At 45.1% G+C, this 12,887-nt stretch carries 12 protein-coding genes and 1 pseudogene; 9 read left to right on the forward strand and 4 right to left on the reverse strand.

Annotated features, from left to right (window positions below):
* Window positions 1-17: 17 nt before the first annotated feature.
* Window positions 18-290 carry a hypothetical protein gene (locus tag L6442_RS14750; RefSeq protein WP_194230786.1) on the reverse strand — a complete coding sequence of 91 codons (273 nt, stop codon included), beginning with the start codon at window positions 288-290 and terminating at the stop codon, window positions 18-20.
* 230 nt (window positions 291-520) lie between these two features.
* Here L6442_RS14750 and ric point away from each other — a divergent pair, with 230 nt between their 5' ends.
* Together ric and L6442_RS14760 are read left to right on the forward strand one after the other, a co-directional pair.
* Window positions 521-1,222 (forward strand): iron-sulfur cluster repair di-iron protein, encoded by a 702-nt coding sequence (gene ric / locus L6442_RS14755; RefSeq protein WP_212978025.1) that lies wholly within the window; start codon window positions 521-523, stop codon window positions 1,220-1,222.
* Between the two features lie 247 nt (window positions 1,223-1,469).
* Window positions 1,470-2,087, forward strand: coding sequence for a helix-turn-helix transcriptional regulator (locus L6442_RS14760; protein ID WP_212978024.1), 618 nt, complete (start codon window positions 1,470-1,472; stop codon window positions 2,085-2,087).
* 151 nt (window positions 2,088-2,238) lie between these two features.
* Here L6442_RS14760 and L6442_RS14765 read toward each other — a convergent pair whose 3' ends face one another.
* Window positions 2,239-2,412, reverse strand: coding sequence for a hypothetical protein (locus L6442_RS14765; protein ID WP_212978023.1), 174 nt, complete (start codon window positions 2,410-2,412; stop codon window positions 2,239-2,241).
* Between the two features lie 224 nt (window positions 2,413-2,636).
* Here L6442_RS14765 and L6442_RS14770 point away from each other — a divergent pair.
* The 4 genes and pseudogenes from L6442_RS14770 to L6442_RS14785 all read left to right on the forward strand — a co-directional run bounded on the left by L6442_RS14770 (window position 2,637) and on the right by L6442_RS14785 (window position 5,501).
* Window positions 2,637-3,428, forward strand: a pseudogene (locus L6442_RS14770) (class I SAM-dependent methyltransferase).
* Window positions 3,425-4,429 (forward strand): phosphotransferase, encoded by a 1,005-nt coding sequence (locus L6442_RS14775; RefSeq protein WP_212978022.1) that lies wholly within the window; start codon window positions 3,425-3,427, stop codon window positions 4,427-4,429. Before L6442_RS14770 ends, L6442_RS14775 begins: the two are co-directional and overlap by 4 nt.
* Before the next feature lie 37 nt (window positions 4,430-4,466).
* A complete protein-coding gene (locus L6442_RS14780; protein ID WP_212978021.1) occupies window positions 4,467-4,625 on the forward strand; it encodes a hypothetical protein in 159 nt (52 codons plus the stop codon).
* Between the two features lie 96 nt (window positions 4,626-4,721).
* Window positions 4,722-5,501: an alpha/beta hydrolase gene (locus L6442_RS14785; protein WP_212978020.1), complete on the forward strand. Its 780-nt coding sequence runs from the start codon at window positions 4,722-4,724 to the stop codon at window positions 5,499-5,501.
* Window positions 5,502-5,684: 183 nt separating this feature from the next.
* On the opposite strand, the gene L6442_RS14790 is transcribed toward L6442_RS14785, so the two are convergent.
* Window positions 5,685-7,385 (reverse strand): cache domain-containing sensor histidine kinase, encoded by a 1,701-nt coding sequence (locus L6442_RS14790; RefSeq protein ID WP_212978019.1) that lies wholly within the window; start codon window positions 7,383-7,385, stop codon window positions 5,685-5,687.
* A gap of 2 nt (window positions 7,386-7,387) precedes the next feature.
* Window positions 7,388-8,932, reverse strand: a complete 1,545-nt coding sequence (locus L6442_RS14795) for a response regulator (RefSeq protein WP_212978018.1) — start codon at window positions 8,930-8,932, stop codon at window positions 7,388-7,390.
* A 362-nt stretch (window positions 8,933-9,294) separates the two neighbouring features.
* On the opposite strand from L6442_RS14795, the gene L6442_RS14800 reads away from it, so the two are divergent.
* The 3 genes from L6442_RS14800 to L6442_RS14810 are packed head-to-tail and all read left to right on the forward strand — an operon-like array spanning window position 9,295 to window position 12,816.
* Complete coding sequence (locus L6442_RS14800; protein ID WP_212978017.1) at window positions 9,295-11,007, forward strand: type 2 periplasmic-binding domain-containing protein; 1,713 nt, start codon at window positions 9,295-9,297, stop codon at window positions 11,005-11,007.
* Window positions 11,008-11,028: 21 nt separating this feature from the next.
* Window positions 11,029-11,919 (forward strand): ABC transporter permease, encoded by an 891-nt coding sequence (locus L6442_RS14805; RefSeq protein WP_194230778.1) that lies wholly within the window; start codon window positions 11,029-11,031, stop codon window positions 11,917-11,919.
* 18 nt (window positions 11,920-11,937) lie between these two features.
* Complete coding sequence (locus L6442_RS14810; protein WP_194230866.1) at window positions 11,938-12,816, forward strand: carbohydrate ABC transporter permease; 879 nt, start codon at window positions 11,938-11,940, stop codon at window positions 12,814-12,816.
* Window positions 12,817-12,887 lie beyond the last annotated feature (71 nt).

Consider the following 12,887-nt stretch of genomic DNA (forward strand, 5'->3'; position numbering starts at 1 on the left):
AAGACACTCCTATCGATTTAAGTTAACCCTTTAATGTCCAGATACCACCAGACCAGAGCGCCGATGATGACGAGCACGGGCAAGGCCACATAGAGGATGACGATGGGATTGGCTGCGATCGGATGTTTGGCGACGGTCTCATGTATATGATCTCGTTTTTGATTTTGCTGTTTACGCATGATGGAAATGGACGCATAAAGCGAAATGGCGCAGGCGATGGCGGCAACGACTATCAATACGGTATAAATCAAGTTGATTTTCTCCCCTGTCATCGTATCGTTTTGATTCATAGGCTTTACCTAAAAGTGAAAATTATTCATTACTTTGCCGTAATCGTAAGGACAATCGAGGTTTCATTCATGAGTGTTGAGAAATAATTCACAAAACGTTGAATTTCTGTATGATCATAATCACTCTGATGGGGATGGGATTTTTTTAAGATGTCAGAAGAGATAAATTTCAAGGAAAACGCTTCTGATACCGCTAGAAAAACTACAGTCATACTATTGGAGGTCCAATTATGAGTCAATTTACGCTTGAAACCCAGGTGTCCGATATTGTAACAGCCATTCCCCAAACCGCTGATCTATTCCGCACGCTCCGGATCGATTATTGCTGCGGGGGCAAGGTACCTTTGGAAGAGGCGGCTATAAAAAGAAAACTGGATCCGGAAGCTGTGCTGGAGCAGTTGAAGCATGTCGAGTCCGAGTTCATCAATTATCAGGAAAGCCGTCCGGCATCGCTTACCGGTCTGGAACTGATGGATTATATCAAGCATAAGCATCATGCCTTTTTGCGCGATGAGCTGCCGGCGATGACGCCTTACGTCACGAAACTGGCCCGTGTTCATGGGGGACATCATCCTGAGCTTTTACGGGTAGAGGAAATCTTCGCGGAACTGAAAAAAGAATTGCTTGAACATACGGAGGATGAGGAGCAGAATGTATTCCCGCTAATGAGCGAATACTTCACTGAACAGGGTCATGAAATTTCAGCCGCGTTGAAGCAGCAAATAACGGAGCTAGTAGATGAGCATGAGCAAGCAGGAAACCTGCTGAAGGAGCTTCGGGAAATTACATCCGATTTTGGAGTTCCGGCGGATGCATGCGGCACCTATCGTCTTGTGTATCAGCGCTTGGCGAATCTTGAAAAAGACACTTTTGAACATATTCATTTGGAAAATAACATATTGTTCAAACCGTTTCGTACGGGTCTGCAATAAAGGTTCCCAAAACCCTTTTCGTTTACACGGAGAGGGTTTTTTTGCGTCTTAAACCTTCAATCCGATGGGGCAGATGTTTGTAAGGAAGCTCATGTGTATATTTTTTTTAAATGAGATCAGATTAAGATGTATCTATTTACAAATGTGACGTGTTATATATTGATCGTCATGTTTATATGACGTATTATACGAAATAAGAAGTTTTGCCGGAAAGGAGCCAATCATTATTAAACTGACTTCCCGCCAATTGGAAATTGTAGATATCGTAAAGAAGCACGCTCCCATTACGAGTGAGCAAATTGCTGAAATGCTGAACTTGGCCCGGCCGACGATCCGCTCGGACTTATCGATTTTGGTGAGTCTTGAATATATTGACGCCAAACCGAAGGTCGGGTATTTTCCAGGTTCGCGGCGAATGGCTGAGGGTGAAATCAAGTCGGGGCTGATGGAGATTAAAGTCGGCGATATTCACAGCGCGCCAATCATTGTCCGGGAAACGACGACGATTCATGATGCGGTGGTGACGCTGTTTTTGGAAAATGTGGGACATCTGATCGTAACCGACGAGGACGGCAAGCTTGTGGGAATCGTATCCCGAAAAGATATGCTGAAGGTAACGCTGGGCAATGCCGCGGCATCCACCATGCCCGTGAGTTTTATCATGACCCGTGGGGCTAATGTGGTCACCGTGTCGCCGGAGGATTCCGTCTTGGATGCGGCACGTAAAATCATCGCGCATCAGGTTGACAGCCTGCCGGTTGTGATCCCGGCCGAATCCGGTTTGGATGGGGAGGTCCGGGTGGTTGGGCGGATCTCCAAAACCAATATCATACGAACATTACTCGATCTATTATCACCGGAATAATAGGGAGGAATGGGATAAAACACGCATCAACACATGTCATAGCTATTGCCGCCCGCAGTAAAAAATGAACAACCCACTCCGATTATCTTGGAGTAGTGGTTGTTCATTTTTTTATTCTTTTCTGTATCGGACTACATTTTGCATTTCGATATTATAACGCATTCTTCTTATTCTCGGCGGATCGTGCTGCTTCTTCCTCCTCCGCTTTGATGATCGATAAAAAAGAGATTATATCACCGATGGCAGCTAATGTAAGTCCGATTTTAGCTAATTCCAAGGAAGACAAATCCTCGATCGAAGCTACATTTCTTTTTCGTTTGGCCACATCATCACCCCGAAAGTCGGTTTTATTTCAACATATGTTTTATCATGCAAAGTGTACACATGAACCCGTCTTGTCAAAAGATGAAATAGGCAGGAGTAACTGCCGTTTTCAGCTCTGTTTGGCGGTAATGTTTAAATATATCCGTTCATTCCTTTGCCCAGAATCTTCCTATCGTCTATGATTAAATGATAGCGGTTCATTTCTGGCAACAAGGAGGAGAATCCATATGTCTTTTAGTGGCGAGCTTTGCACTGCTAACGAAAAAAATCGGACAATCCATCGGCGGGGACCTTGAATACTATCGCGAGAAACTTAAAAATTGTAAAGGACGTATTCTTGAAGCCATGGTCGGCTCCGGGCGCGTCATCATTCCTCTTTTGGAATCCGGGCTCATCGTAGACGGAGTGGATTATTCCCATGAAATGCTGGCTTCATGCCGCAAGCATTGCTAAGAACGAGGTCTTCATCCGGAACTTTTTGATGCGGATTTAAAGGCGCTTTCATTGCCCTATAAATATGAAACCATCATCATTCCGGCCGGTTCATTTCTTTTGATCGAGGACCGGGAGGATGCGCTGAAGGTGCTGCACCGATTGTATGAGCATTTGGAGCCGGGTGGCAAGCTCATCCTTGATTTATTTTTACCGGAACAAAATATCCCTGAAGCTGACATCGGAAAATGGAGTGGAACGTCGACTTATCATTTGCCCAATGGCGATCTGATCACAATGGAGAGCAAATGCGTCGAAGCGGATCTTTTTTTCAAGCAATCCCAAGTTGACTACTTGAAATATGAAAAATGGCGCAACGGAGCTTGGATTCAAACCGAATTACAACGTTTCGCCTTGCGGTGGTACGGAGTAGAGGAGTTTAAGTACATCCTGCAAAATGTCGGTTTTTCAGAGGTTGCAGTGTGGGCCGATTTTGAGGATGGGAAAAAGCCGACAAACCGCAATCAAAGTTTTGTATATGAAGCTGTTAAATCATGCGAAGTTTGTCCAGGAGTAAAAAGATGAGCCACATTCAGTATAATCTGCAATTTGAAGCACTGTGCCGCCAGCTGCGGTTAGGCGAGGTCATTGGAATCCCTGAAGCAATATCAGGCGGATTTTTGCACCGAATGTATGCCGTAGAAACGGCAACAGGCAAATATGCGATCAAAGCGTTAAACCCGCAAATTATGCTTAGGCCAACCGCAATGGCAAACTATATCGCATCCGAGGACATCGCCAGAATTGCGGCAGGTAAAGTAGGCGCGCTTCCGGCCATAAGAGCAAACGGCACCTGCCTGCACGAGATCGAAGATCAATATTATCTTGTCTTTGATTGGATTGATGGATCAAGCCTGACATCTGCCGAAATCACGCCGGAACATTGTATGAAAATGGGGGACGTGCTCGCAGAATTGCATTTGACTGATTTTTCAGGGTTAAACATCCCAGATCACCGATCAGAGGGCGCGCAGCTTATAAACTGGAACCGTTATTTGCAGCTTGGCCGGGTGAACGATGCGGAGTGGTTAAATCTGCTTCTTGCAAATCAAGCCATGCTTGCGGAGTGGAATGCACAAGCAATTGAATCAGAAAACCTTCTTTCTGCAGATCTGGTAATCAGCCATAGAGATCTAGATCCAAAAAATGTACTGTGGAACCAAGGACGCCCGATCGTTATCGATTGGGAGGCAGCGGGTTACGTAAACCCGATGAAAGAGCTGATTGAGACCGCAATGTATTGGTCTGAAAATACAATAGGGCTGACGGATCAAGAAAAATTCACGGCTTTAATCAATGGCTATAAGCAAAGATACGGTTCGCCTCAGGCGAATTGGAGTATCGTGCTAGCTGGTATTTTCGGGGGCAAGCTGGATTGGCTGGAATATAACTTAAAGCGGTCTTTATGGATTGAATGCACGGATCCTCAAGAACAGCGGATAGGGACCGTTCAAGTGACGGAAACGATCCAGGGGATCAAACGTTACGCTGACGCGATTCCCCAAATCGTAAATTGGCTGAGATAAGTGCCACTAACTTTTTGGTTAAAGGGGGTTCTAATGAATGGAGCTTACAATCCAAGAGATTTTTAATGATGGAATCGCCGAAAGTCGGGAGAGGCTTGAAAACGGGGTACCGATCGTGAATATATGGGGAACAACAGCGATCGAAAGAACATTATGGCTGCCTCCATCCGTACAATGCTTGGCTCAACTTAGCTAGCATTCGCATATTGCGAGGAATCATTCACTGTTTATCGTATAATAAATGACAGTTACTTTAACTAACAAACACATCTAATAGAGGGGAACTAGAATAATGGTTGAAGAATTTACAGTCAAGATATCATCTTTGAAAAGAAGTAGAAAAATCCGTGTTTTTCTTCCAAATGAATATGAAAATAATGATAAGAAATATCGGGTTTTATATATGCACGATGCTCAAAATTTATTTCAGGATGAGGACTCTTTTTTTGGGACAAGCTGGAGGATACTGGATTGTGTAAAAAAGAGTGGACTGGAACTTATTGTCGTCGGTATTGATTGTAACGGAGAAGGAACAAAACGTTTTGACGAATTGGGACCTTGGATTAGCGATAAAAGAATTAATGAAGGTTTATTCATCGATAAATCAATAGATTTAGGTGGAGAAGGGGAACAGTACATAGATTTTATCGTAAACGAATTAAAGCCTTTGATTGATAATAAATACAGGACCGTAAAAAGTGATACCGCTATGGCTGGGAGCTCGTCAGGTGGACTAATATCTACTTATGCCATGTGTAAATATCCCTCAATATTCAATAGAGTTGCCGCACTATCAAACGCTTTTTGGTTATGTCAAAAGGAAATCGAAAACCTGGCTGAAAAATGTGACCTAACAAACGTAAAAAGGTTTTATTTTGATGTAGGAACAAAGGAACAAACTGCAACATTTGGACCGGATGTTTATATTGACTCTAACATTTCCTTCAAGAATGTAATCGAAAAAAAGGGTCTTCATTATCGTTTTGAAATTGTAGAAGGCGCTGAGCATAATGAGGTTGCTTGGCGAGAACGTTTCCCCGAAATACTTAAGTACCTGTACCAAGGAGAATAGGGTTTTCATTCACAATGATGCTGCTTGAGCTTCGACAAGCTTCTGTGCCGTAATACGTGGTTTTATAGATGAAAACAAAGAAGACGGGTCCCCAATAAACTGTACCCTATGTAACCTATCGAGAGACTTTTTTAAAGTGTCTACTCGATAGGGTACAGTTTACCAATAACCCGTCCTTTTTTCTTATTCGCCCGCAGGCAGCTTCAGTGTGACCTCCGTTCCCAAATGGACGATGCTGTTTATCGTTATCCCGTATTCGGGGCCGTACATCACTTTGGCGCGTTCATGCACATTTTTGAGCCCATATCCTTTGCTTGGGGATTCCAGCAGCTGGGACAGCCGATCCGGCGGAATCCCGATCCCGTTGTCCTCAACCCGAAATACGATACACCCGTTCTCCAGTTTGCCTGATAACATGATTTTACCGCCTTGATCCCTATTTTCAATACCGTGAATGATTGCATTTTCAATAAGCGGTTGAAGCATTAGGTTCGGCATGTGATACGGGAAAATCGCTTCATCTGTTTGGTACTCCACTTCGAAGCTCTTGCTATGCATGATCAACTGGATTTTCATATAGGACTGAACGTTTAGAATCTCGTCCGACACCAATATCATATTATTGCCTTTGTTGAGTGTCGTTCGGTAAAAGGTAGACAGCAGCTGAGCCATTTCGCTTATGTCCGTCGCCCGAATCCGCAGTGCCCGCCAGTTGATGATCGAAAGGGAATTATAGAGGAAATGAGGATTGATTTGCGCCTGCAATGCTTTCATTTCATATTCTTTTCTAGCGATCTCCTCAACATAAACTTTTTTGATCAATACTTTCGTTTTATCTACCATGTTACCGAATCCCCGAATTAAATCCCCGACCTCATCCTTCGAATCGCTTACGACATTTACTTCCAGGGAACCTTCTTCCACCGTTTTCATATTGTTGCGCAGCTGCTCAATCCGTGTAATGAATTTACGCGAAAAAAGTGTGCCAGCCACGGCGACCGCCGCGATGCAGGCGACAATCATGAAAATAACCGTAGAGACGATCCACCATGCCGATCGGGTAATAAGACCGGTTGGTTTATATAAATATACCTTCCAGCCTGATGTGGAGATATCGGTTTGCAAAACGGTGAAATTTTGGCCATTCCACTGCATTTCAACATGCGATGGGTCCGCCGCGCGGAAAGTAGGGTGCTTCTGTCCATGTTCGGAGGAATAAACGACCCGTCCTTTGGCATCTTGAATCAGAATTTCCGCTCCTTGCGCCTCCAGGGATTCGAATGGAGCAAACAAACTGTCGTGTTGAACACGCGCAAACAAAATGTTGTTTTTCGGATTTTTTTGTTTGGTATTCAAAATGCGGCGAACGCAGTACATGTTAGTATCATCGGAAAACCACAGCACCTGGGTTGTCTTCATCACATCCGGATACCATTCGGCAGCTTTAATGTCATCAAGAGGGTGGACGGTTTGTCCATGCTGATGCAGATTCGATCCGGTATATAATGTGAGCCGTTCGATGCCAGAGTTCAAATTCCGCGCCGTATAAAAATTTTGGTCAATGACATTGACCAATTGGTCGTACATTTCAAAAGTGCTGGTATACGTATGATTGGCGGCGTTTACGATACTTTGGTTAAAGCTGAGAAAGTTCATGATTTTATTATAAACTTCCAGCTGGTTGTTTAAGGTAAGCGCGCTTTGGTTCAAGGCCGCGTTCAAATCGGATTTGGACTGTTCGATCAGTAGCGATCTCGTTTCCGAGAAGCAGAATCCTCCAAGCACGATGACAGGAATCATGCTGATCAGCAAAAAGGCAAGCTTGATTTTCGTTTGAAATTTCAGGTCGCGAATATGGTGTCGAAGCCTCCGCCAGCTTTGCATGGTTATTCCTCCACAAGCTCAAAGGTTTTCTGGTTAACCTGCCTGAATTTCTCCGGTGTATGCCCATAAAAGTCCCTGAAGTTTTGGCAGAAGTAGGAAATATTCCGGTAACCGACGGCACCGCATATATCCGCGATTTTCAAATGCGTATGGGTAAGCATCTCTTTCGCTTTTTGCATTCGGACATTTTTAATATATTTATTGATTCCGCAGCCTGTCTGCTTTTTAAAGGTTGAACTCAGGTAATGGGGGGACAAATACACTTTGGCTGCAAGCAGCTCCAGACTTAAATCTGCCGCGTAGTTCTCTTCTATATATTGTTTGGTCGCCATGATATCCCGGTTGAGTGCAGGTTCCATGCTGCTCGATTCTACCGCAAGCAAGGTCATGCCTTGATCTAAAATACTCTTGATATCCCTTAAGTCTTCGGCCCTGTATATCTTCTCTATCCCGAGATTGATCTCTTTTTGCGCTGCATCCACGTTAGACATGATATGTTCGTAGACCGTGGAAAAGATGTGTTTGACGTATAATTGCGAATATTGCACTTGTCTATCGTATTTTTGGTAAAGCAGTTCTGCCGCGGATTTTAAGCTGAACAGATCCCGCTCCTTCAGATGGATGCGGATTTGTTCCAGTAGCTGACTGTCTGATACATCGGGAATTGACTGCTCGGAGAACAGCAATTCGTTTTTTGCGTCAAAGACGAAGGTATCCGGCAGGAAAAATCGATATTCCATCCAGTGCTCCAATTCGGGCAGTACTTCGGCCAATGAATAAATCGCAACAGGGCCATCTTTAATAGAAAGGTAACAATTCACTTTATATTCAAGCAGAATGTTGTCATGTATGCGCAAGGCCAACTCCCGCAACGATGTGTGCGATGGAACCCCGTTTCCTTCCGGAAACAAGAGCAGGCTTTGGCATCCGTTCAAATTCAAATAATCGGCAGCGGCTCCCAATTGGGAAAGCAGGTAATCTTCGAATTGCGGGCCGGCATTTTCAAAAAATTCTTTCTCAAATTCAAGCAGCAGCATTCCCTGATAGCGATCAGGCAGATCCGGCAAAAGATCCTGGACGGAAGCGGGTTCCCCGATGCCGTTGACCAGCGTAAAAAGAATATGCTTTTTCACATAGGCTCGGGTCATTTGCGAGGTTTCATCCTGCTGCTGCTGCTGGGTTAATTCGCCGATAACTTTGCTTATCGTCGCCTCAAATGCCTCCACATTCACCGGTTTAAGCAAGTAATCGGAGACGCCAAGCGTAATCGCGGTTTTGGCATATTCGAATTCAGCATAACCGCTGAAGATAATCACCTTGGTTTTTGGGTGGAGTTGTAGTACCTGCCGGGTTAGCTGCAACCCATCCATCTGCGGCATTCTGACATCCGTAAACAAAATATCGACAGCATGCTGCTGCAAATATTCGAGCGCTTTTCGTCCGTTCTCGGCCACCTGCAGCTTGAGGGGGAATCCCAACTCCTGAAGGAGAAAAGCAATCCCTTCACGTTCTTCCTTATGATCGTCTACCACCAATATCGTTAACATGTATGTCCTCCCACGATCAAAGTTCGCTTTTGCCCTAGCTTCATCCAACTGAAGCGTTTTGAATAACGCACATCGGAAGCATAGGCTTCGGTGCTGAAAACCGATCTATTTGAGCACTATGTACTAATAGCATCATTTTATTATAGCACCTGTAAGTTGGGCAATTTGACTTCGCGAAAGAGAGTATTTTTTGATATAAAACGTAATTATTTGGCGTTTACGATTGAAAGGAAAGAGGCATAAAATATAGAGGCAATCTATGATGCGAGGTTTTAAGCAGGCCGGCGCTTTGAAACCGTATTCCTTAATGGCATTACTTAATGACATTAAATATTAAACAGATAAATTAGGGAGGTCTCTTCATGTTATTAAAAACGAAGCGTACCTGCTCCGTCGTGTTTGCCGCTTTACTGGCCGCTTCTCTGGTCGGTTGCCAAAACTCCGATAATGCAGACAGCACTTCTTCGAAGGCCAACTTGGATGACCCTGCTTGGAAAGAAGCTGTAACGACACCATTTGGCAAATATCCTGAAACGGTTACGTTTTCGGTCGGGCAAATGGCAACGAATTATACTTCGCTGGCGGGTACGCCATATGCGAAGGACAATGCTACGAATAATGTCTGGACCCGATATTTTAAGGACAAGCTTAACGTGCAGAACACGACCAAGTTTGAAGCCAATGACGGCGCGGACTATGGCCAAAAGGTTTCGATGGCGATCGTCAGCGGCGAAATTCCGGATGTGATGGTCGTTCCGGACTACGCAACCCTGCAGCAGCTGTACGAAAACGATCTGATTGCAGATCTTACGGATGCTTATGACAAAACGGCAAGCGACCGGATTAAAGAGATCTATGATTCTTACGGCGGCCGCGTGCTGGACAGCGCGAAATTTGACGGCAAGCTGATGGCTATCCCAACGACGGAAATCTCGCACGGTCCCGGGATCCTGTGGTTGCGGAAGGACTGGATGGATCAATTGGGGCTTAAAGAGCCGAAAACTATGGAAGACGTAGAAAACATCGTTAGCCAATTTATCGAAAAAGATCCGGGTAAAAACGGACCGGGTAAAACGGTAGGCCTTGTGGTGGATAATGAAAACGTGGCCGACATTTCGGGCGGTCAATATTCGCTCAATAATATTTTTGCTTTGTACGGCGCATTTCCTAAGCAGTGGATTGACGACGGCAGCGGAAAAGCGGTATACGGTTCGGTACAGCCGGAAATGAAACCTGCGCTTGCCAAATTGGCTGACATGTACAAAAAGGGCCTGATCGATCGTCAATTCGCCGTTCGTACGGGCGATGACCGCAAAGCGCTCTTGACCGGCGGAAAAAGCGGTTCCTTCCTGGATAACTGGTGGGGCAGCTGGACGGTGGCGGACTCCCTGAAGCTGAATAAGGATGCCCAATGGGTGTCTTATGTCGCTCCTAAGGCCGAAGACGGTTCGCTGACGATGTTCACCGGCAACCCGACAAGCAGCTATCTGGTTGTCCGCAAAGGTTTCGAACATCCGGAACTTGCAGTTAAAATGATCAGTCTCCAATACGATTATCAGCGTTACCAAGAGAAAGACGAAGCGACTTTAAAAGCTTTTGACGATTACAGCGCACATAACGTATCCGGCTCTCCGATCATCGTCAACATCGATTATTACGATGCCTTTTACCGCAATGTCGACACGATGAAACAGGCTTTGGAAACGGGTGATACAAGCAAACTCATCAGCAACATGGATATCAGCAACTATAACTCTTACAAGAAATATGTGGATAGCGAGAAAAAAGGAGAAGCTCCCGATCCTAATGCATGGGCCGGATATACAGCCAGCATTACGACAGCGAGCATGGTTAAAGATGCCAGCATCAAGGAAATCAACCCGTTATTTTTCGGAACGACGCCTTCGATGTCACTCAAATGGCCGACATTAACCAAAATGGAGCTTGAAATGTATTTGAAGATCATTACCGGTGAACAAACGCCGGATGCATTCGATAAATTCGTCGATAGCTGGAAAAAGACCGGCGGCGACATCATCACGAAGGAAGTAAACGATGCGCTTGCTTCCAAATGAAGTTGAAAGAGATGATCATTCATGAGGAATAAAAAAGATCAGGCAGCTTTCCACTTCATGATGTTGCCTGGCATGATATTTCTGATTATATTCTCGTTTATTCCGATGTTCGGGATTGTGATGGCTTTTCAAAATTACATTCCTGCCAAAGGGATCAGCGGGTCGTCGTGGGTGGGGCTCGATAATTTCAAGTTTATGCTCCAAATCCCCGACAGTAAGCAGATTTTTGCCAATACAATCATCATTGCCGTGTGGAAAATTATCGTAGGAACTTTGGTATCTATCATCTTTGCTCTCTTGCTCAACGAGATCCGGGTACGTTTTGCCAAACGCTTCATGCAAACCGTAGTATATCTGCCGAATTTCCTGTCCTGGGCCATTCTGGCTACCGTCGTGATGAATATCTTTTCATACGAAGGTCCGATCAATGCGTTCTTGGGATGGTTTGGCATTGACCCGATCCTGTTTATGGCCAGCAATGACTGGTTCAGACCGATGCTGGTGCTCACGGATGTGTGGAAAGGTTTCGGTTACGGTTCCATCATTTATCTGGCGTCACTGACATCGATCGACCCGGGGCAATACGAAGCGGCTTCCATCGATGGAGCCAACCGGTTCAAGCAGCTATGGTACATTACCTTGCCTGGTTTGATGCCGACAATTATCCTGGTAACGACTCTAAACCTGCCTAATGTGCTGAATGCCGGTTTTGACCAAATCTTTAATCTTTACAATCCTTTGGTTTATCAATCGGCTGATATTATTGACACCTATGTTTATCGGGTAGGGCTTGTGGAAAGACAATACAGTTTGGGTACGGCAGTAGGCCTGTTGCGGTCGGTAGTCGGCATTATTCTGATTCTTTCCGCGAATAAGCTGGCCCAGAAATTTACCGATTACCGTATTTTCTAAAAGAAGGGGGTGGCTCCCATTACCGCTCAAACGATAAAAAGCCGCATTGCAGATGTAATCATTTGGATTTTAGTGTTGGCCTTTACTTTATCATGCCTGGTGCCGCTGCTTAACCTGGTGGCGATTTCGTTCAGTGATAACGCGGCGGCTTCCGCCAACCTGGTAAGTATTTTTCCAGTCAATTTTACGTTCAGCTCCTATGAAAAATTGTTGTCGGATTCCCAGTTTTGGCGTTCATTTATGATTTCCGTCGAACGGGTGGCATTAGGTCTGCTCGTGAACATGACGTTAATGATTTTGACCGCGTACCCGCTATCGAAAAGCTCGAAACAGTTTCGCGGCCAGAAAGTTTATATGAATCTCGTCATTTTCGCCATGTTATTCTCCGGGGGTCTGATCCCGACGTTTATGGTGGTCAAGCAGCTTCATCTGCTGGACTCCATCTGGTCGTTGATTTTGCCCGGAGCCGTACCGATCGGGAATGTAATTCTGCTTATGAACGCATTCCGCGGGGTGCCGAAGTCTTTGGAGGAAGCGGCTACGATTGACGGGGCTTCGCAATGGACAATCCTTGGCAGAATTTATCTACCGGTCGTGCTGCCTACGCTTGCAACCGTCATGTTGTTTACGATTGTCGGCCACTGGAATGATTACTTCGGTGCGTTGGTGTATATCAATAAAGCTTCGAACTATCCGCTGCAAACGTATATCCAGCAGCTGAGCGTAGAGGTTCAGAACGTTACCGATCCGGAGAAATTGATGGAACTTGCCAAAATCTCCGACCGGACGCTGAATGCCGCCAAAATCGTCGTTTCGACGCTGCCGCTGCTTTTGATTTATCCTTTTATGCAAAAATATTTCGTTTCAGGTATTGTGGTAGGTTCGGTTAAAGAATAAAATACAATCCTTGGATATGGGGCCGCTGTGAACATTCATGGCGGCCTTGTATTTAACGGCTAGAATTTAGG

This window comes from Paenibacillus azoreducens, from assembly GCF_021654775.1.
Classification (GTDB): Bacteria; Bacillota; Bacilli; order Paenibacillales; family Paenibacillaceae; genus Paenibacillus_AQ; species Paenibacillus_AQ azoreducens.